Origin of the sequence: Frankia sp. CpI1-P, from assembly GCF_001421075.1 — a bacterium.
Taxonomy (GTDB): domain Bacteria; phylum Actinomycetota; class Actinomycetes; order Frankiales; family Frankiaceae; genus Frankia; species Frankia torreyi.
Map to the genome: position 1 here is coordinate 26573 of NZ_LJJX01000034.1, position 20258 is coordinate 46830.

Annotated in this window: 12 protein-coding genes, 12 pseudogenes and 1 riboswitch; of the genes and pseudogenes, 7 read left to right on the plus strand and 17 right to left on the minus strand. The window is 74.8% G+C overall.

The genetic code is table 11. From position 1 onward, the window contains the following. Positions 1-2908: 2908 nt before the first annotated feature. Both FF86_RS67295 and FF86_RS67300 read left to right on the plus strand, forming a co-directional pair. Positions 2909-3969 (plus strand): annotated as a pseudogene (locus tag FF86_RS67295) (hypothetical protein); the annotation flags it as partial. Between the two features lies 1 nt (position 3970). Continuing rightward, positions 3971-4371 (plus strand): annotated as a pseudogene (locus FF86_RS67300) (hypothetical protein); the annotation flags it as partial. A 204-nt stretch (positions 4372-4575) separates the two neighbouring features. On the opposite strand, the gene FF86_RS53865 reads toward FF86_RS67300, so the two are convergent. Further along, on the minus strand, positions 4576-5193 hold the full coding sequence (locus FF86_RS53865; protein ID WP_236706262.1) for a hypothetical protein: 618 nt from the start codon (positions 5191-5193) through the stop codon (positions 4576-4578). Between the two features lie 16 nt (positions 5194-5209). On the opposite strand from FF86_RS53865, the gene FF86_RS53870 reads away from it, so the two are divergent. Next, complete coding sequence (locus FF86_RS53870) at positions 5210-5386, plus strand: hypothetical protein (protein ID WP_242419197.1); 177 nt, start codon at positions 5210-5212, stop codon at positions 5384-5386. Between the two features lie 396 nt (positions 5387-5782). On the opposite strand, the pseudogene FF86_RS20830 reads toward FF86_RS53870, so the two are convergent. From FF86_RS20830 to FF86_RS20865, 10 genes and pseudogenes are all read right to left on the minus strand, one after another. Next, positions 5783-6105, minus strand: a pseudogene (locus FF86_RS20830) (lycopene cyclase domain-containing protein); the annotation flags it as partial. Further along, positions 6102-6635 carry a lycopene cyclase domain-containing protein gene (locus FF86_RS53875; RefSeq protein WP_236706260.1) on the minus strand — a complete coding sequence of 178 codons (534 nt, stop codon included), beginning with the start codon at positions 6633-6635 and terminating at the stop codon, positions 6102-6104. The gene FF86_RS53875 and the pseudogene FF86_RS20830, both read right to left, overlap by 4 nt. Then, a partial coding sequence (locus FF86_RS53880; RefSeq protein ID WP_242419198.1) for a thiamine phosphate synthase occupies positions 6623-7000 on the minus strand: 378 nt, incomplete at its 5' end. The genes FF86_RS53880 and FF86_RS53875, both read right to left, overlap by 13 nt. A gap of 1 nt (position 7001) precedes the next feature. Further along, positions 7002-7312: pseudogene (locus tag FF86_RS53885) on the minus strand (thiamine phosphate synthase); the annotation flags it as partial. 85 nt (positions 7313-7397) lie between these two features. Next, positions 7398-7661, minus strand: coding sequence for a sulfur carrier protein ThiS (gene thiS / locus FF86_RS20845; RefSeq protein ID WP_044887237.1), 264 nt, complete (start codon positions 7659-7661; stop codon positions 7398-7400). Positions 7662-7758: 97 nt separating this feature from the next. After that, the gene (locus FF86_RS20850; protein WP_044887238.1) at positions 7759-8082 is read right to left on the minus strand and encodes an Rv2175c family DNA-binding protein; all 324 of its coding nucleotides are present in this window, start codon (positions 8080-8082) and stop codon (positions 7759-7761) included. A gap of 157 nt (positions 8083-8239) precedes the next feature. Continuing rightward, positions 8240-9888, minus strand: a pseudogene (locus FF86_RS20855) (Gfo/Idh/MocA family protein); the annotation flags it as partial. Between the two features lie 208 nt (positions 9889-10096). Then, positions 10097-10814 (minus strand): annotated as a pseudogene (locus FF86_RS53890) (2-iminoacetate synthase ThiH); the annotation flags it as partial. 1 nt (position 10815) lies between these two features. Beyond that, positions 10816-11269 (minus strand): annotated as a pseudogene (locus FF86_RS53895) (2-iminoacetate synthase ThiH); the annotation flags it as partial. Next, positions 11266-12174 (minus strand): thiazole synthase, encoded by a 909-nt coding sequence (locus FF86_RS20865; RefSeq protein ID WP_082122158.1) that lies wholly within the window; start codon positions 12172-12174, stop codon positions 11266-11268. The pseudogene FF86_RS53895 and the gene FF86_RS20865, both read right to left, overlap by 4 nt. Then, positions 12169-12283: riboswitch (TPP riboswitch) on the minus strand. Its footprint overlaps the gene before it by 6 nt. 405 nt (positions 12284-12688) lie before the next feature. Here FF86_RS20865 and FF86_RS20870 point away from each other — a divergent pair. The 4 genes and pseudogenes from FF86_RS20870 to FF86_RS20875 all read left to right on the plus strand — a co-directional run. Continuing rightward, positions 12689-14370: protein kinase domain-containing protein (locus FF86_RS20870; RefSeq protein ID WP_396229972.1), on the plus strand; the 1682-nt coding region annotated here is incomplete at its 3' end. Positions 14371-14410: 40 nt separating this feature from the next. Beyond that, the coding region (locus FF86_RS53900; protein WP_242419200.1) for a PASTA domain-containing protein at positions 14411-14643 on the plus strand (233 nt) is incomplete at its 3' end. Between the two features lies 1 nt (position 14644). Next, positions 14645-14860, plus strand: a pseudogene (locus tag FF86_RS53905) (PASTA domain-containing protein); the annotation flags it as partial. 94 nt (positions 14861-14954) lie between these two features. Further along, positions 14955-16967: a DUF5667 domain-containing protein gene (locus tag FF86_RS20875; RefSeq protein WP_044887241.1), complete on the plus strand. Its 2013-nt coding sequence runs from the start codon at positions 14955-14957 to the stop codon at positions 16965-16967. 233 nt (positions 16968-17200) lie between these two features. Here the strand turns inward: FF86_RS20875 and FF86_RS53910 are convergent. The 6 genes and pseudogenes from FF86_RS53910 to FF86_RS20890 form a co-directional block, all read right to left on the minus strand. Beyond that, a pseudogene (locus FF86_RS53910) lies at positions 17201-17552 on the minus strand (3-deoxy-7-phosphoheptulonate synthase); the annotation flags it as partial. A 1-nt stretch (position 17553) separates the two neighbouring features. Beyond that, a pseudogene (locus FF86_RS53915) lies at positions 17554-17789 on the minus strand (3-deoxy-7-phosphoheptulonate synthase); the annotation flags it as partial. Position 17790: 1 nt separating this feature from the next. Then, positions 17791-18184 (minus strand): annotated as a pseudogene (locus FF86_RS53920) (3-deoxy-7-phosphoheptulonate synthase); the annotation flags it as partial. A gap of 1 nt (position 18185) precedes the next feature. Continuing rightward, positions 18186-18453 (minus strand): annotated as a pseudogene (locus FF86_RS53925) (3-deoxy-7-phosphoheptulonate synthase); the annotation flags it as partial. Positions 18454-18552: 99 nt separating this feature from the next. Further along, positions 18553-19539: 6-phosphofructokinase (locus FF86_RS20885; RefSeq protein ID WP_242419201.1), on the minus strand; the 987-nt coding region annotated here is incomplete at its 5' end. Positions 19540-19723: 184 nt separating this feature from the next. Beyond that, positions 19724-20254 (minus strand): polyadenylate-specific 3'-exoribonuclease AS, encoded by a 531-nt coding sequence (locus FF86_RS20890; protein WP_044887244.1) that lies wholly within the window; start codon positions 20252-20254, stop codon positions 19724-19726. Positions 20255-20258 lie beyond the last annotated feature (4 nt).

Here is a 20258-nt window from a genome sequence, read left to right on the forward strand (position 1 = left end):
CGACGCCCACGGGGCCGACCCGGCGCTCGACCTGACCTGGGAGACGCACCAGGGCGCCTGGCGGGAACACCTGGATACCCTCGGCCTCGATCCCGAGCTGTTCCGTTACCAGCGGGCGATGAACGCCGGCGAGGGCGAGGCGGCCGAGGCGTTCTCGTTCGGCTCCGACGAGCAGTTCGTCGACTTTCTGCTGCGCGCCGTCACCCCGCCCGAGGACCCCGCGGGCATCGCCGACGTCGTCGACGGTTACGCGACCAAGCTCGCCGAACGGGCCGCGCTCGGCGCCGAGCGCGACTTCGTCGCGGGAGCGCTGGCGCGACTCGCCCCGCTGGCCGACGCGGTCGAACGGCGTGCCAGCGCCGGTGCGGGCTACGCGGCCACCCAGGCCCGCATCGCGGACCTGCACGACGGCGTGCGGGCCAGGGTGCGCCGCGACGCCGCCGCCCTGGCCGGGCTCGCCGCCCAGGTGCAGGCCGCCCGCGACGCGGAACGCGACGCCGACGAGGCCCGGTCGCGCCGGCACGGCGCCGTTCTCGCGTTGCGCCGACGGATCGCCGAGCTGCGCCTCGCCGACGCCGAGCGGGAGCGGGACCGGCTCGTCACCGACGCCCGCGCCGCAGCCGCCGAGATCGACGCCTGGCGGGCGACCGAGGACGTGTTACGGCTTGCGGCGGCGTCGGCCGAGGCGGAACGGCTGACCCGCCTCGTCGCCGATGCGGAGGACGTCGCCGCGCCCGCGCTGGCCGACCGTGATGGCGCCGCGCGGGCCCTGCTGCTCGGCCTGAACCGGCTGGCCGAGGCGTCCGGCGAGGCGGCCCGGCAGGCGGAGGCCGAGGCCGGCGAGCACGACCGGCGCGCTGGCGCGGCGGACCGCGCGGACCGCCGCGCCAGCGACGAGGCCGCGCAGGCGCGCGCCCGGGAACAGGCCCTGCACCAGCGACGGGCGGCGGCGCTCGACGCTCTGGCCGCCGCCGCCGGGGCCGGGCTGATCGCCCCCGGCGGCACCGATCTCGCCCGTCAGGCGCAGCGGGCCGGCGCCGAGGCTCAGCAGGCCGCCGCCGCCGTGCGTGACGCGCTGCGCCACGCCACCCACGCCCAGGACCGCGGCCCGGCGGACGCCGCGACCCGCGCCGCCCAGCACCGCGTCGTCTCGGCCGGCGCGGCCCTGGATCGGCTCACCGGCCAGCTCGACCAGGCACGGGCCGGCGCGGCGGCGCTGCTCGCCGACGGCCGACTCGCGGAGCTGCTCGGCGACGCGGGCCCGGCCAGCGGACTGGGCGGACCGGACGAGGTCGCGGGCGAGGACGAGGACGAGCCGGCCGCCGCCGACCAGGAGGCCAGCGCCGCCGACGGGGAGTCCCGGGGCACCGACCCGAGCCCCACCGTCAGCGACGACGAGGCCGCCGCGGGCTCGCACCGGATCCTCGACGCGGTCGCCGAGGCCGCCGGGGAACGGCTGGCGGAGGCGGTCGCCGCGGCGGAGGCGCGCCGGCTCGCTCTGTCGGTGGCCGCCGACGCCGACCGGCGCCTGCTCGGCGCGCTGGGCGGGGGCGGCCTGCGCCCACCCCGCGAGGAGGTCGCCGCGGCGGTCGACGTCCTGCAGGCCGCCGGGATCGCCGCGGTCGCCGGCTGGTCCCATCTCGCGCATGCGGTGCCGGCCGCACGGCGCGAACGGGTCCTGCGGGCGCGGCCCCACCTCGCCGACGGGGTGATCATCACAGATCGGGCGGGTCACGCGCGGATCCGCGAGGTACTCGACGCCGCCGCCCTGCTCCCCGACAGTGTGGTTGCCGTGGGTGGGGTCGATGACCTGCTCGACGACGCCGACCCGGTCATCGACGGCGAACGGATCACGATGGTCCGGCCGAACCCGGCGCTCTACGACACCGCGGCCGCCGCCACCGAGCGGGAGACCATCCGTGCACGCCAGGACGAGCGCGCCACGCTCGNCGCGGCGCTGTCCGACCGGATCGCGACGGACCGTGACCTCGCCGCAGCCCTCGCCGGCTGGCGGCGGACCCACCCCCCCGGACACCTCGACCGGCTTGGGACACAGCTCACGGCCGCCCGGGAGACGCTGACGGCCGCCGAGGCGGAGCTCGCCGCTGCCGGCCGGGAGGCGGCCGCAGCCGAGCAGGCGGCACGGCGCGCGCTCGCCGACGTCGAACCGCTGCGGCTGGCCGCCGCCGAGGCTGCCGCGCGGGCGACCGCGCTGGACCAGCTCGCTCGGTCCGTCGGCGACCTGGCCGCGACCGAGCGGGAGATCGAGCAGGTCGCCGCGGTCGCCGAGGACCGGCTGGCCGAGGCCCGGGCAGCTCGGGAACACGCCGCGACGCAGCGGCGGGCGGCCGCCGAGGCCGTCCGGCGCGCGGACGAGGCGCGCCGCAACGCCGCGGCCGCCCGCGCGGAGAGCGGCAGCGTCGTCGGTGCGGGCGATGCCGCGGCGACGGCGAGCGCGGGCGACGAGCCGAGACCGCCCGTGGCGGTGCTGCGCGCGGCCTACGAGGCCGCAAGCCGCACCTACGCGCAGGTGGAGGTCGGCGCGGACCTGCGCGGCGAGGTCGATCGGGCCCGCCGGGAGGAGGCCGCCGCCCGAGCGGCACTCGAGGCCTTCGAGCCGGCCGTGCGCGTACGGGCCCGCGAGCTTCTCGCGGGCGTCAGCGGCGGAGACAGCGCGACCCGGGCGGCCGGTGAGGCGCGGGCTCGCCGGTCGGCCGCGGCGGTCGGGGCCGAACTCGACGGCGCCCGCGAGCGGCTTGGCGCGTTGCGCGAGGAACTGCGCACCGCCACGGCGGAGGTACAGCGACGCGGGGTGGCGCCGCTCACCGGGGAACAGGTCCCGACGGATCTCGGTCACGCCGGGGAGTTGCTGCGCGCCGCGACCGCGGCGGTCGAGCACGCCGAGGANGGTCACGCCCGGGCCCGCGCTGTCCGCGACGACCTCGTCGAGCGCTCCACCCGGCACACCGAGGAACTGGACGCCTTCACCGCCATCGCCGAGAGCCTCGCGGACCTGCCCGCTGCGACCCAGCCGACCATGGGCCCGGCGAGCGCCGGAACAGGCGGCGCCGGCGAGCGCGAACGGGGCGCGTCCGCGCTCGCCGGGCCGGCGATGGACGATCCCGCGCCGGCCGACGGGGTCGCGGTAGCCGTCCCGTTCACGGGCGACGCGCGCCAGGCTCGGGAGAGCTCCCATCGGCTGCGCCTCGCGTGGCGGGAGGCGGCCGCCGGCTACGGCCAGGCCGCCGGCGCCGTGCGGACGGCGGCCGACGTGGTCACCGCCTGGGCGGCGCAGGACCGGTTCGACGCCGTGCGCAGCCCCGCCCGCCGTCAGATGCGGCGGGCAGGACGCGAGGCCGTGGCCGACGGGGCGGCGGCCTGGGCGCAGGCCCTCGCGCCGCGGCTGCGCAGCCTCGACGACGACCTCGCGCACATCGGCCGCAACCGCGAGGCGATCGTCGCCCGCCTGGAGGGGATGGTCCGCGCCGCGCTCGGCACGCTGCGTGCCGCCGGCCGCCTGTCCCGCCTCCCCGACCAGCTCGGCGACTGGTCGGGTCAGGACTTCCTGCGCATCACGTTCGCCGAGCCGGATGACCGGGCGCTGACGGAGGCCCTCGGCCGGGTGGTCGACGAGACGGCCGCCGCCGCGGTGGCCACCCGACCCCGACCGGGCGTGGCCGTCGGCGTCGGGACCGGCGACGCACGCGGCACCCGTGCCGCGGCCGCCGTGCTCCGCGACGGGATGGGGCTGCTGCTGCGCGGGGTCCGCGCCGCGCTTCCCCGTGGCGTGCGGGTCGAGATCCTCAAACCGGACGCAGTCCTGCGTACCGAGCGGGTGCGAGTCAGCGAGCTGGGTGATGTCTTCTCCGGCGGTCAGCAGCTCACCGCCGCCATCATCCTGTACTGCACGATGGCGGCCCTGCGGGCCAACGACCGCGGCCAGCTCCGGGCCCCGCATGCCGGCGTGCTNTTCCTCGACAATCCGATCGGCCGGGCGAGCGCCGGCTACCTCCTCGACCTCCAGCTCGCCGTCGCCGACCGGCTGGGCGTCCAGCTCGTCTACACGACGGGGCTGTTCGACACCGCTGCCCTGTCGGCCTTTCCGCTGATCGTCCGGCTGCGCAACGATGCGGACCTGCGGGCCGGCCGCAAGTACCTGCGAGTGGAGGAGCATCTACGACCCGGGCTGACCCCGCCCGACCCGGTCTCCGCAGGGGCGGCCGTCACAGGCGTCATCACCGCGACCCGGCTGTTCGCGCGCCCCCGGCCGCCCACACCCGCAGCCGGCCCCGACGACACACCCGGGCTCGACGACACACCCACGGGTCCGACCACCGGCGGCGGCCATGGCCACCACCTGGCCGGGGAACGNCCCGATCGACGCCCCTCCTGACCTGGCCTTACTCGCCTACGTTAGCGAGGGGCCAGTGGAGGACACCGGCCAAGGTCTTGGCGAGCCGGGGCGTTCCTGCGATGATGGATTCGCCGCCCGNCACCCCCCGAGCCGGGCGGCACCATACTTTCGGGCCGCACTTTCGGGCCGCTGACCGGCGCGGGACACCCCGCGGCGCCGGCTCAGGACGGGCACGGCAGCACGACGAGCGAACCCGACGACTGCGAGCGCCGACCTTCCAGATCCGTGACGGTGGCCGTGTAGTTGATCGTGCCGGGGTCCTGCGTCGACGCCAGCGTGCCGGTCCACGTCGAGCGGTCTCCCGTGGCCTGGCCGAGGCTCAGCGACTCGGTCGTCGTCCGCCCGCCGGGCAGGACTGCGGCCAGTTCCACGGCGAAGATGCCGGTCTCGTCGAGCGCCGTCACCGTCACCGTCGACCGCGCCACGCCCGCCGCCGGCGGGCAGCCCGCCCGCACGATCCGATCCGGTGCGGCCGTCACCGATTGGATGCGCGGCGGTCCGTCGACGCTGGCCGTGATGCGCACGTCGGCACCGCCCACGCCGTTGCGGGCGTTGACCGGCACGGTGACGTCGACCGGCCCCGGCGGGGCCACAGACCGGTCGAGCGTGATCACAAGGGGGACGTCCGCCCCCGGGTTGACGCGGGGACGGTCGGGGACGACGGCGAGCCAGGAGGGGCTCGCCCCGACCGCGACGTCGACCGGTGCCGTGCCCTCGCCGCGCAGGTCGAGCCGCCAGACCGAGTCGACCGGGCCGAGATCGACGGTCGTCGCGCTCACGGCGAGGACCGAACCGGTGGGCCGCGGTGCGACCGGGACGACCGCGGCGCCGCTGCGCCCCGCGGCGCGCGAACGGACTCCGGTGGGCGCGCCGGACGGCGAGACGATCGCCGGAGCCGGCGCGGTCGTGGTCGCGGCGGCGCTGCCGACCGCGGGGGTCGAGGATGCGGCCGCAGTCGAGCTCGGTCGGTGAGTCGCCGTGGTCGCGGTCAGCACGTCCGAGGGTCTCTGCGCGCTCGGCGCGAACGGGGCGGTCGGGACGCCGGAGCGGTGGACGGGCCCGGCGGCGCGGCCATCCCCGGCCAATCGACCACGGATCAGCACCAGACTCACAACCACCAGCGCCAATGCAACCACTACGGCGATGATGCGCCCCCACCGGATGGGCAGAATCCTGCCCGGCTTACCCCAGGGAGAACGGTGCCGCCCCGCGGAACCTGGGCCCCCCGCAACATCATGNGTCATCACGGTCGAGATTAGGCCGATGGATGACCTCCAGGGAGCCAATTCGCTCGTTTCCGTCACGGAGTGCGGAGAGATTTCATTCAGTTTCGCAAATGTAACGCAACGTGGCTATTTGTGGCGCTCNGCGGGGGCGGGGCGGCGTCGGGGTGACCGGTCCAGCCGACGACCCCACCAGACCCACCAGGTAAGTGTGTGGGTGACGAGTGCGAAGCCGAACAGCAGATCCTCGACCGGGGCGTACGCGATCCGCAGCCCCGCGATCGCGCCCGGCTCGTAGACGACGATGCCGAACCCGGTCAGGATTCCGTTGGCGAGCAACTGGAAGACGACGATGATCCCATACGAGACCCAGAAGATCCGCCGGGTCAGCAGCCGGGTGCGCAGGAGCCACAGGTCCGCGGCGACCGCCACGGCGACTCCGAGGACCGCCAGCGCCGTGTAACTCATCCCCCCGGGCCCCCTGGCCCGCCCGCCGCGCCCGGGGCCTTGGCCACCTCGAGGTCGCCGGAGCCGGGGCCGGCGTCGAGGCTGGCGGCGGAGTCAGCGTCGGCATCGAGGTCGGCGTCGAGGTCGGCGGCGGAGTCTGCGTCGGCGGCGGAGTCTGCGTCGGCGTCGGCGAGGTCGGCGGACTCGCCGGCGGGATCGTCGTCCGGCTCGTCACCGGCCGGCCAGCCGCGCACCGAGCGGACGGCCTCCAGCGTCATCACCGCGCAGACGGGAACCACGAGAAAGAACAGCAGCTCGTCCAGCGGCAGGTGGCCGGGGAGCCGCACGCCGGTGACGCCGCGCGGATCGAAGCTCCACTGACCGGCGGCGATGGCGTACACGTCCCAGCCGACGAAGATCGCGACGACGGGCAGCAGCGTCAGCAGCAGGCGACGCGGACGGGCGTAGACCCTGGTACCCAGGAACAGTTCGAGCGGCGCCGTGCCGAGCAGGCAGCCGGCCAGGACGGCGAGGTAGCTCAGGTGCCGCACGCGCTGCCGCTGGAAGCGGTACGCAGCCGCCGGGCGAGCGCGGCGGCTGCGGCGGCGGGATCCTCGGCGGCGGTCAACGCTCGCACCACCACCACCCGGCGGGCCCCCGTGGCGAGGATGTCGTCGAGGGTGTCCGGACCGACCCCGCCGGTGACGAACCAGGGCTTCGCGCCCGGTTCGAACGGCGGGGCATGGCGGGCGGCGAGCCGGGGCAGCCCCAGCCCGACCGGTGGCCGTCCCTGCTTGGTCGGCGTCGCGTGCACCGGACCGACGCACACGTAGTCGACGTCTGGATCGGCCAGAGCCGCCAGGAACTGCTCGGGACTGTGCGTCGACTGGCCGATCAGGACGTCCGGACCGACCAGNCGGCGAGCGAAGGCAGGCGGTACGTCGTCCTGGCCGACGTGCAGGATGTCGACTCCGGTGAACGCGGCGAGATCGGCGCGGTCGTTGGCGCTGACGAGGGTCTCCCGGCCGGCGCCAGCCGCCTGGATCTCGCGCAGGCCGCGCACCTCGTCGGCCCATTCGAGGCTCTTCTCGCGAAGCTGCACCAGGTCGACGCCACCACGGCCGGCGGGGCCGATCACGGCGTCGAGGAACGGGCCGAACTCGGCCCGCCGCGGCGTGCAGAGATACAGCCGGGCGTCGGCGAGCCGCCGCAGCCGGTCCGCCCGCACCGCCCCGTCCGCTGCCGCCGGCCTGTCCGCTGCCGCCGGCCTGTCCCCCGCGTCGGCGGGCGGCGTCGGTCCCGTTGTGGTCAACTCATCCTCCGGCGACGGCACGCACGATCTCCAAGGTGTCACCATCCGCGAGCCGGATGCCGGACAACTCCGACGGGGTGATCGCCACCCCGTTGCGTTCGACGACCACCGAACCGGGCCGCAGGCCGAGCTCGGCGAGCAGGTCGGGCAGCGGCTGGCCGTCCGCGACCACGCGGGCGGCGCCGTTGACGACGATCTGTGCCCGGGCAGGTCCCGTCGGCGGGGTGGGCGCCGGCGCCGAGGCGGGCGGCGGGCGATCGACCATGACCCGACCCTACGGGAGTCGGCAGCCCCCGACAGCCCGGAAGCCCAGCACCGCGCAGGACCCACGACCCCGCAGGACCCACGACCACGCTGCCTGGTCAGAAGGCGAGGGCCTGGGCTCGCCGCTTGACCTCCTTGCCACGGTTCTCGACGAGCGCCCGCATCGGGGTGCCGGGCAGGCTCGGGTCCTCCCGAAAAAGCCAGTCGAGGGCCTCGTCGTCGGTGAACCCCGCGTCGGCGAGGAGCGTGAGCAGGCCGGGCAGGCCCTTGACCACCGCGCCGTCGCCGATGAACTCCGCCGGCACCCGTAGGACGCCGCCCTCCCGCCGGGCCAGCAACGTTCGGTCGCGCACCATCTGCCGGACTCGGGTCACGGGAACCTGCAACTGCGTCGCGGCGTCAGGCAGGGTCAGCCAATCCATGGTCAACAGTAAACACCTAAGTCCGGACCGGCGTCGTGGGGTGCCGGCGGGGTCCGCACCACCCGTGACCTCGTCAGTCCCGGAGACGTTCAGGGCCGGCGCACGGTCACGGCGACCTGATCACAGCGGCACGACCTGCGCGCCGCCGGTGGCCACNGAACGCACCGCCGCCTCGAGCACCGCAACCACCGGGCGGGCCGCCTCGACCTCGTAGCCCGCAAGAGGCCAACCGGAGACCAGGCTGTCGGCGAGGTCGCGGTAGAACACCTCCGTGCCGACCCGGGCCGACCCGGGCGCCGGCAGCGGATAGCGGGTCCGGACGCCGTCGTAGGTGGCCAGCAGCAACGAGGCCGCCCCGGCCGCGTCGTCGTCCTGCGCGGCCCGGCGGCCGGCGTGCCGGCCCGTGACCGCGGGCCCACCGTCAGGCGGCTCGAGGTTCGCGGCGGCGGGGGCGTCGTCGAGGATCAGCGTGCCCACGCTGCCGAGCACCTCGAGGCTCGGACGGGCCGCCACCGTCAGGTCGGAGACGGTGATCTGTGCCTCCGCGCCGCTCGCGAAGCGCAGCAGCAGCCGGCTGTGGTCGGCGTTGCTGACATGGTACCAGACCCGCTTGAGCTCCGCGGCGCTGACCCACTCGACCGGCTCGTCGACGAGCGCGAGCACCTGGTCGACGCCGGCGGCGCCGCGATCGTAGAGCTGGCCGCCGCTGATCCGCTCGTCATCGCGCCAGGTCCCGACGGGTCGACGCAGCCCGCCGCGGTGCACTTCCAGCCGCAGCGGCTCGCCGATCGCGCCACGACCGACGGCCGCGCGCAGCGCGCGATAGCCGGGGTCGGCCCGACCCTCCGGGTAGACGGCGAGCAGCAGGGAACGCTCGGCCGCGAGCTCGGCGAGCTGGTCGGCATCGGACGTCGCCAGGCACAGCGGCGCCTGCACGACCACGTGCTTGCCGGCCTCCAGCGCCCGTCCGGCCCATTCGAGGTGGGTGTGCGTCGGGGTGGCGACGACGACCACGCCGAGCTCGGGGTCGTTCACCAGGTCGTCGGGGTCCTCGACCCGACGGGGCAGGCGACCTGCGGCGTGCGCGGGAGCGCGACCCGGGCCGCCGTCGCACAGGGCGGTCAGCTCCAGCCCCTCGGTCGCGTCGAGGCCCGCGTGGTGGGCTGCGGTGGTGTCGGGGGTGCCGAGCAGGCCGACGCCGACCGGCGGCGCGTCGTGCACGCCGAGGCAGTGCCGCAGCCACCGCCCGACGAGCCGGTGGTAGGCCGCGTCGCCGAGCACGGCGGCACCCGTGCCCAGGGTGAACATGCCGAGCCCCGTCGCCGGCCGCCAGGTGCAGACGGGATAGTCACCCATCTCGTGGCGGATCAGCACCAGCCGCTCGACGTCATCGGCGACCTTCTCCGGGATGACCCAGCTCTCCCGGGGACGGAAGTCACCCGATCGGGCCATGATCGCGCCGCCCTGCGGCCCGGCCTGCAACCGCAGCTCGTAGGGGGGCGTCGCCCGGCCGGGAATGAGGCCGGAGGCCTCCACCAGCGGGCTGTCGGCGGGCAGGGCGCGCACGGTCGGGCCGGCGAGCAGCACCGGAACGGACTGCCGGGCGCGATCGAGCAGCTCCTGCTCGACGTGGTCGAGGGGACGATCGATGAGGACGAGAAGCGCGTCCGCCGACCGTGCCGAGGTCGGGCCGAGACCCGCTGCGCGCAGATGGTCGCCGAGCGCGTTCACCCCGGGCAGGTTCGACACCAGGTGAATGCGAGGCACGCCCGGCACTCTAGTGGTCTTACCGACGCGCGCGGTCATTCGGGTCGTGAAGGACGGAGCATGCCCTCTCTACATTACGAACAGTGCGCCACATCTACCCTCAAACCGCGCATAGGGGAATTGCGTCGACACCGTCCGCACGCAGAACAGCGCGTTAGTGTCGGCATCGTCCGGGCCGGCTCCGCCGGGCCGGGTTCCGAACGACCTTGGGCGGAGTGCTCTGCGCCGACGGCGTCGAGTTCCGCCATCACCGCGGGTCGACGAGGGGGAAGGCATCCTTCCACACCGGCTCGTAGCCGGCCGTGACGAGCATCGCGGCGACCTCGGCCGGCGGGCGCTCATCCGAGATCGAGAACTGCTCCTGAGCGGTACCCGGCGAACCGTAGCCGCCGGGCTCGGTGGAGGAACCCGCGCTCATCGTCGTCACGGCGATGCGGACCAGGCCGTCGCGCATCGCCGCCGGCTCCCGGGTGGACAGCGTCAGCGCGAGGTCGGGCTCGAACAGCCGCAGGGCCGCGTACGCCTGCACGAACTCGGCGTCGGAGACGACGACAACCGGCGGAAACTCGCTGGCACTGGGCTTGATCCGCGGCAGCGCGACCGACACCTCGGTCCGCCAGTACCGCCGCGACAGGAACGAGGCGTGGGCGGCCAGAGCGAGCACGTCGGCCCGCCAGTCCGGGGCGAGGCCGAGCAGCGCGCCGATCCCGAGCCGGCGTGCCCCGGCGCCCGCGGCCCGCTCGAACGACGACAGCCGGCGGTCGTAGTCGCGTTTCCAGCCCGCGACGTGCACCTCGGCGTAACGGGCCCGGTCGTAGGTCTCCTGGTAGTGGACGACGCCCTCCAGCCCGGCCCGCACCAGCCGGGCGTAGGTGTCGTCCGACCAGGTCTGCGTCTCGATCGACAGCGACGGGAACATCGGCCGCAGCCGCTCCACCACGGCGACGAGGTAGTCGGCGGACACCNCGATGCGGTGTTCCCCGGCGACCAGCAGCACGTGGCGGAAGCCCCGCTCGGCCAGCAGCCGACCCTCTGCCGCCACCTCGTCGACGCTGAGCGTGCGCCGCGCGACCGGCAGACCCTTGGCGAAGCCGCAGTAGGTGCAGGACGACAGGCAGGCGTTCGAGACGTACAGCGGGGCGAACAGTCGCACGGCCCGGCCGAAGCGGCGCAGCGTGGTCGTCCGGGCGGCGAGGGCGAGCTCCTCCAGCCGACCCGTCGCGGCCGGCGAGAGCAGGACGGCCAGCTCGTCGAGGCCGACCCGCCCCGGCGCCGGCTCGCCCCGGCCGCCCGGGGCGGGCAGGACCCGGCGCAGCACCTCGTCGACCTCCGCCGTCGTCGCGCGCCGCGACCGGTCGGACAGGCCGGACAGGTCCAGCGCGACGAGCTCGCGGGCGAACTCTCCCGGCGGCGCGCTCACCCGGCCACCCTGCCGTTGCCGTTCGCGGGGGTGCCGAGAGCGCCGAGGAAGCCGGTGAGCGGCGAGGACGCGGAGGCCGCGGTGGCCGTCCCGGTCCCCGCCTGCCCGGCCAGGTGGCCCAGCCGCCCGGCGACGGTCGCCAGCGCGAAGGCCCGGGCCATCCGCACCGGGTCGGCCGCCACCGCGATGGCCGTGTTGACCAGCACCGCTGCCGCGCCGATCTCCATGGCCTCCGCCGCGTCGGAGGGCACACCGAGGCCGGCGTCGACGATCACCGGCACGCCCGCACCCGCCACGATCGCCTCGATCGCGTCCCGGGTGCGCAGCCCGCGGTTCGAGCCGATCCAGCTACCCAGCGGCATGACCGTGGCGCAGCCGGCCTCCTCCAGGCGGCGGGCCAGGACCGGGTCCGCCGAGCAGTACGGCAGGACGGTGAAGCCGTCGGCGACCATGAGCTCGGCGGCGCGCAGGGTCTCGATCGGATCCGGGGCCAGCGTCCGCGGGTCCGGGGTGACCTCCAGCTTGACCAGGCCGGTGCCGGTGGCGGCGCGGCCCAGGCGGGCCAGCCGCAACGCCTCCGCCGCATCCGCCGCACCGGAGGTGTTGGGCAGCAGCGTCATCCCCGGCGGGACGAAGTCGAGCACGTCGCCCTCGCCGGCGCGGTCGAGATCGACCCGGCGCAGCGCGACCGTCACGATCTCGGCGCCGGAGGCGAGCAGGCTGTCGCGCATCACCTCGTGAGCCGCGAACTTGCCCGTCCCGACCAGCAGGCGGCTGCCGTAGGACCGCCCGGCGATCACGAGCTCATCACTCTCGACCGGCTCGACGGCGCCGGACAGCGCCGGGCCGGGCGGCCGGGACCACTCCGACGCGGGAACGGCGCGACCTGACGGAGCCTGCGACATGATGACCATCCTCCCCACGCGCGCATGACCGCGATCGGGTATGCGGGTCGCCGACGGTGTTCCTGGCCGGCCTCTCAGCCCATGTCCACGGGCTCCCCGGTGCGACCCCAGTCTAGCCGGCCCGCAACCGCCACCGAGCCGGATCGATGCACGCCGCCCACGTGCGGCGGCCGGACCGGGGGCCCGCGGATCGGGGGCGGCACCCCGACGGGCGACGTCCCGCGAATCTCATCCTCACGGACGGCGACGACTCGAACGTGCCGGGGCACGCCCATCGCCGGCCGGGGCGGATGGGCGGCGGTATCCGTGCGCCGCGGCGGATCCGCGCAGCGCGATCGCCGCATACCGGCAGGGTCAGGTATTCAACCGAAGAGCATCGGCCGGTAAGGCGATAGGCAACGCCATGTCCGCGGGCATGGCGTTGCGTTCGCCGCCGCCCCTCAGTCGAATCCGGAGCTAACTCCACGTGGCTCCGGTAGCGGCATGGTTCGGCGACGATCGTAAACTGTCTCCCGTGGATGCCACCGTGGCCGACCCCGTCATAGGTCGGCTTCTCGACGGCCGCTATACGGCGCAGGAACGACTCGCCGTCGGCGGCATGGCGACGGTGTACGTCGCACACGACAACCGGCTGGACCGGCTCGTCGCCCTCAAGGTCATGCATCCCAACCTCAACCACGACCCGGAGTTCGTCGGCCGTTTCCACCGCGAGGCCAAGGCGGTGGCGCGCCTGAACACCCCCCGGGTCGTCTCGGTGCTCGACCAGGGCTCCGACCACACCCCGGCGGGTCTGATCAACTACCTGGTCATGGAGCTGGTACGCGGCCGGTCGTTGCGCCAGCACCTGGGCGCCCGGGGGCGGCTGCCGGTCGCCGAGGCCGTCGAGATCATCGAGCCCGTGATGGAGGCGCTCGCCGCCGCGCACGACGCGGGCATCATCCACCGCGACATCAAGCCCGAGAACATCCTGCTCGGCGACGACGGCCAGGTGAAGGTCGCCGACTTCGGCCTGGCCCGCCCGCTCGGCCAGCCCACCCAGGCGCTCACCGACGGGGTGGTGATGGGCACCGTCGGGTACCTCGCGCCCGAGCAGGTCACCCTCGGCACCGCCGACACCCGTAGCGACGTCTACGCCGCCGGGGTCGTGCTGTTCGAGTCGCTGACCGGCCATCTTCCCCACAGCGGCGCGACCCCGATGTCGATGGCCTACCAGTCCGTCCACGGCGACGTGCCGGCGCCGTCCACCGTCGTCGAGGGCGTGCCGGCGGAGCTCGACGGCCTCGTGCTGCGGGCGACGGCACGCGACCCGGCCCGCCGGCCCGCCGACGGCGCGGCGCTGCTCGACGAGCTGCACCGCATCGGGCCGTACCTGCCCGCGCCGGACGCCTACCAGACCGGCTTCACCGGCGAGGTCGAGCGGATCGGCCTGATGGGGCCGCCCCCCGAGGACCCGGGGCCCGACTACACCCGCCCCTTCCAGCCCACCGACTACGACGCCGACTACGACGATCCGCACGGCGCCGTTCCGTTCACCGGTGCGGAGTCGAGACAGCCGAGAGCGGGCATCGCGGAGCACGACGCCGCCGGCGGGCGGCCGTACGCGGGCGGCGTGGCGAGCCAGCCCGGCACCGGGGCGCTCTACCGTTCCGCCGCCCCACCGACCCCGACCTCCACCAGCTACCTCGGCGCCGGGCACGGGCGCCGCCGTGCCGCCAGCCCCGGCTCAGGCGCGCGCCGGTACGCGCCGTTCGCCGTGGGCGGCGCGGCTGTCCTGGTCCTGCTGCTCGGCTTTCTCGCACTGCGCCTGCTGTCCAGCGACAAGATCGAGGTCCCGCTGCTGACCAGCCTCAGCAAGTCTGATGCCGAGGCGATGCTGCGGGACCACGGGCTCAGGCCGACCTACCTCGATCCGGTCGCCAACCCCACCGTGGCCGCCGGCCATGTCGCCCAGCAGGACCCCAAGGACGGTGCGAAGGTCGACAAGGGCGCGGTGATCACTCTGCGGCTGAGTTCCGGGCCGGCGACCGTCGGTGTGCCGGACCTCGCGAACCTCACGCAGGACCAGGCCACGGCCCGGCTCAAGGAGGTCAACCTCACCGTGGGCGGGCTGGTCAACCAGGCCAGCGACACCGTCCCGGCCGGCCATGTGATCGGCACCAACCCGGCCGTCAACACGGTGCTCAAGCCCAGCGACGGNGTCACCCTGATCATGTCGAGNGGGCCGGACACCAGGCAGATGCCGGCCGACATCATCGGCAAGCCCTACGACGCGGCCAAGGCGGAGATCGACGCCCTCGGCGTCGCGGGCGTGACGGTCCAGCGCGATCTGGCCGTGACCGAGGACACGACCCCCGGCAACGTCATCGGCGCCGACCCCGGCGTCGGCCAGCCGATCGCGCCGAAGAGCACCGTGACGCTGACGGTCGCCGCCTTGCCCGACGACGGAACCGACTCCACCGGCGGCGGTGANGGCAGCGGCGGTGACAGCAGCGGCGTTCAGGTCACCGTCCCCAAAGTGATCGGCAAGACCTACCGCGACGCCGAGAACGTCCTGCGCCAGCGTGGGCTGAAGATCGACCGGTTCGCCGTGCTCGGCAACCCGACCGACCGGGTGACAGCCCAGTTCCCGCAGCCCAACTCCAAGATCGAAAAGGGTAGTACAGTACACGTGAACACTGTGTGGTAGTTCGGTAACTGAACGGCGGTAGACCTCGGTCGGGCCGGCACGGGGGCAGCCGGCTCCCAGACCGCCGCCGCGCGACCGCTCCCAGGGGGAGGACGTGAGGGCAGCGCGCGGCCGCGACCGGGATTCCGCCGGGGTGGAACAACCCGGGCCTGGGTCATGCGGTTCCCGGTGGTGGCGGCTGCGCCGGACCCGCGCCGAGCGGGCCGCCGCGCTGCTGGAAGGCCGGCGCCCGCCGACCGACGCTTCCGACATCCGCCTGGCGAACGCGGCGGCGGCTCTGCGTGACCTCCCGATCCCCCGGATGAATCCGGTCCGCCGTGACGCCGTGCGCTCCCACCTGCTCGCCTCTCTCACCGACCAGACCAGCACCGCGGCGCGCGGCTCGGGCAACACCGGGCGGCGGGTGCGTCCGGCCCCGGCGCGGCGAGGCCGGGTCCTGCGCGCCGCCCGTCCGCTGCTGGCCGTCTCCCTCGCCGGCGCGGTGGCCCTGGCCGGTCTCGCCGTCAGCGCGCAGGACGCTCTGCCCGGTGAGACGCTCTACAGCGTCAAACGGCGGGTCGAGAACCTCCAGGTATCGCTGGTGCGCGATCCGGTCGCCAGGGCGAAGACCCGACTCGACGTGGCCGGCACCCGCATGAACGAGCTACGCACGATCACCCTCGGCGAGGGCGCCCCCATCGGCCGCGCCAACACCGACACCGGCAGCGCCGCCAACATCGGCACCGGCGGCACCGGCGGCACCGGCGGCACCGAGGCGGCTGCCGAGGTCCGGCCGCCGGCGCCCACCGCACTCGGCCAGCCCGCCGCTGCCGGCATACCCCCGCTGATCGCACCCGTCGCGGGCGCCGCGGGCGGCCTGGCTGCCGTACCTGAGGCCTCCTCGCGGGCCGAGACCGGGGTCGGCACGCCGTCGTCGACATTGCGGACGTCCGCGGCAGCCGCCGGTCCCGCAGGCGCCGCCGACCAGCCGTCAGGCCCTGCGGACCCGTCGCATCTGGGAGATCCGCTCGGCTCGCCGCGCACCGCCGGGACGGGCCTTCCCCTCCTGCCCGCCCGGCCCCTCCCACCCGTCGTGCCCGCCGCGGCGCCGGGCACGGCAGCCGCCTCGGCCACAGCAGCCGCCCCGACAGCCTCGGCGCCGGCCCCCGCCTCACTCGGCCGTCACGCGGATGCCGGCATGGTCAACAGCCTGCTGCGGGCCTGGTGCGCCCAGGCCCGGGCCGGCTCGCGGGTGCTGCTCGCCCGGGCCACCGCCGGGAACGCCGACGCCTGGGCGACGATGAACGCCTTCACGACCGAGCAGTCCGACCGACTGACACCCGTCCTCGCCGCCCTTCCCCCCGGCACGACCGATGCCACCCGGGCGGCGCTCGACCTCATCGACGGGTTTCGCAGGGCCCTCGGCCCCCGTCTCCCGCGGCCAACGGCCGCCACCGCGGCGCATCCCGCGAGCGCCGCGCCCACGGCGGCGCCGACCACTGCCTCGCAGGGGCTCCCGCCGACCGCCATGCCGAGCACGCCGGTCTCCCCGAGCGACACCGATCCGATCACTGCGCCGACGTCAGCCAGCAGCCCGATCAGCGGCCCGGCGCAGGAGGCGACGCACGGTTCGACCGGGGTGGACCGGGCTGCCGAGCCGGTCGCGCCGGATCCGACGCCCGCCGCGCCAGGGCAGCCAAACGCCGTGGCCCCGGCCGTGCCGCCGGACGCATCCTCCACGACCTCCGCGGCCGGGGCTCCACGCACACCGGATGCCCTCGCGCCGGCGGGCACCGCCGGCCGCCCGGCCGCGATCCCCAGCCAGGCAGGCAGCACGAACCGGGCAGGCAGCAACAGCCAGCCGGGCACGGGCGACCGGGCCGGAACGGCCGGCACGGCGACCGCGACGGGCGGCGCGGGAGCCCCGACTCCTGTTCTTGGGGCGGACGGGGCGCGGGTGGGGGCCCTGCCCAGCGGCGTGACGTCCAGCGGCGCGGGGGGTGAGCCTGCCGGCGACGGCGGCGGCACGACGGGCGCCGCGAACGGAACCGCCCCGGCGGCCGGCACCCCGACAACCGGCACCCCGACGGGCGCTGCCACGGACTACGGGCTCGCCCCCGCCGGCTGAACGGCGCGCCCGCGGTTGCGTGCGGACGCGTCCGGGGGCAGGCTGGCAACCGTCTGCCGGTGAGATCCGGGTGCCGGTCGCGCGTGCGAGGAGCAGGACTGTGTGAGGTCCGGTCCGGCTAGGCGATGGGGAGCTCCTGCATCGCGGCGGCCCGCTCGCCCCGCGCGTGCNGGAGCATCTCGGCGACGAGGAAGGCCAGCTCGAGTGCCTGCCCGGTGTTCAGGCGCGGGTCNCAGGCGGTCTCGTAACGGCCGCCGAGATCCTCCTCGCCGATCAGCTCTGCGCCGCCGAGGCACTCGGTGACGTTCTCGCCGGTCAGCTCGATGTGCAGACCGCCCGGGTGGGTGCCCAGGGCCTTGTGCACCTCGAAGAAGCCGAAGACCTCGTCGAGCACGTCGTCGAAGTGGCGGGTCTTGACGCCGCCGACGTCGCGGGTGTTGCCGTGCATGGGGTCGCAGGACCAGACGACCGGAGGGCCGGCGGCGTTGACCTTCTCGATGATCGGCGGGAGGGCGTCCCGGATCTTGCCCGCGCCCATCCGGGTGATCAGAGTCAGCCGGCCGGGAACGTGCTGCGGGTTGAGCCNCTCGGCGAGCTCGAGAACCTCGTCCGGGCTGGCCTTTGGCCCGACCTTGCAGGCGATCGGGTTGCCGACCCGGGACAGCAGGTCGACGTGGGCGCCGTCGAGGTCCCGGGTCCGCTCCCCGATCCAGATCATGTGGGCGGACAGGTCGTACGGGTTGCCGGTGGCGTCCTCCACCCGGGTGAGGGCTCGTTCGTACTCCAGCAGGAGGCCCTCGTGGCTGGTGAACAGCTCCACCCNGGTCAGCGCCGCGCTGCCGAGGTCGATGCCACAGGCCGCCATGAAGGCGAGGGCGCGCTCGATGTTCGTCGCCATCACCTCGTAGCGCCGGCCGGCCGCCGAGTCGCGCACGAACGCCTTGTTCCACTCGTGGACCTTCGACAGGTCCGCGAACCCGCCGGTGGCGAACGCCCGGACGAGGTTCAGCGTTATTGCGCTCTGGTGGTAGGAGGCGACCATGCGCATCGGATCCGGCCGGCGGGCCGCGGCCGTGGCCGCGATGTCGTTGACGGCGTCGCCGCGGTAGGACGGCAGGCCGGTGCTCGACTCGATGTCGGCCGAGCGCGGCTTGGCGTACTGGCCGGCGATGCGCGCGACCTTCACCACCGGCGTGCTTGCGCCGTAGGTGAGCACGNCCGCCATCTGCAGCAGCGTCTTGACCTTGTCGCGGATCTTGTTGGCGGTGTTCGCCGCGAAGGTCTCGGCGCAGTCACCGCCCTGGAGCAGGAAGGCCTCGCCCCGGGCAACCATCGCGAGGCGCTCGGTGAGCGAACGCACCTCCGGGGCCGTGACCAACGGGGGAAGGGCCGCAAGCTGGTTGTAGGCGGCCTGCAGTTCCTCGAGGTCGGGCCACGACGGCTGCTGCTTGGCCGGGAGGGTCCGCCAGACATCCAATGCGCTCACGAGGCACCAGGGTACCGCCGTGTGCGCCGGCCAACGGTCGACATGCTCGGTCGATGTCCCGACGACGTTCCGTACCCGTCGACGGTCCGGACGTACCGCTCAGCCGAAGAAGATCTCCGCCTCGTTGTAGAGCTCCTCGGGCACCGTCTTGAGCTCACGGGTCGCCTCCGCCAGCGGCACGCGGTCGATGCGGGTCCCGTGCAGGGCGACCATCACCCCGAAGTCGCCCTCGTGCACAGCGTCGACGGCGTGCAGGCCGAAGCGCGTCGCGAGCCAGCGGTCGAACGCGGTCGGCGTGCCGCCGCGCTGGAGATGGCCCAGCACGGTGGCGCGGGCGTCGCGGCCGGTCCGGCCGCGGATCTCGGTCTCGAGCACCTGCGCGATGCCCTGCAGGCGGACGTGACCGAAGGCGTCGAGCTCACCCTCCCTCGTGACCAGGGTGCCGGCGATCGGGGTGGCGCCCTCCGCGGCGACGATGATCGGGGAGTAGTGGGTGGCGAAGCGGGCCTCGACGAAGGCGCAGACCTTGTCGAAGTCGAACGGCCGTTCCGGGATGAGGATGACGTTCGCGCCGCCGGCCATGCCGCTGTGCAGGGCGATCCAGCCGGCGTGGCGCCCCATCACCTCGAGGATGAGCACGCGGTGGTGGCTTTCCGCGGTGGTGTGGAGGCGGTCGATCGCCTCGGTGGCGATGTTGACGGCGGTGTCGAAGCCGAAGGTGTAGTCGGTGGCGGACAGGTCGTTGTCAATGGTCTTGGGAACCCCGACCACAGGCAGACCCTCGGCGTGGAGCTGGGCGGCCACGCCAAGGGTGTCCTCCCCGCCGATCGCGATGAGCGCGTCGATCTCGGCGGCGGCCAGGTTCTCGCGGACCAGCGACGGCCCGTCCACGGCGGCGTAGGGGTTCGTGCGGCTCGACCCGAGGATGGTCCCGCCGCGCGGCAGGATGCCACGCACGGCGGCGGTGTCGAGCGGCACGGTGTCACCGGTCAGTGGCCCGCGCCAGCCGTCCCGGTACCCCACGAAACTGTGCCCGTAGACGCCCTCGCCCTTGCGGACGACGGCCCTGATCACCGCGTTGAGCCCNGGGCAGTCGCCGCCACCGGTCAGTACGCCGATCCTCATCGCGAATCCTCCTGTCGAGTGCGCAGGCCCCGCCGGGGGCAGCGTAGCGGCAGGTCCGCACACAGGCAGCAAGTTCGGTCACTGGGCGTGGCGACTCGATCGCGCAGAAGAGACGATGTCTTCGCGACGAGCCCGCGGTGGGGCGTCAGCGCCGAGCGGGCGGAGCGGCGACGACGCGGGCCCGCAGCGGGGCGAGGACCTCCCAGCGAGCCTGGTTGTGCACGGCGTCGGCGAGGGCGTCGTGAGCGTTGGCCGGCGGCGGCGGCAGCGGCGGGCGGCCGACGTCCTCCCAGAGCTGGCGCAGGTCCCGGGTGAACCGCGGCAACTGCGCGGGCAGGTCGGTCATCGTCCCGAAAAGCTGGCAGAGCACCACGTGGTCGTAGGCGCCGTACCAGGCCCACAACTCCGGCGTGCCGTCGGCGGTCAGCAGCGCGGCGATCTCCTCGCGGATCCGCGCCCGGGATCGCCACGCCGGATCGGCGGGCGGCGGTAGCTGGTCGAGGACGTTGCGGCGGACCCACGGCACCGCGAAGGCCGGGTCGAACTCGGTGGACACGGCGTAGTAGCGCTGCGCGCCGTCCTCGCTGACGATGCCGATGCTGACCAGATCCAGCCAGAGATGATCGGCCTCGCGGCGCTCGATGAACTCGGTGTCGTAGAAGAATCGGGTGCCCACCGGC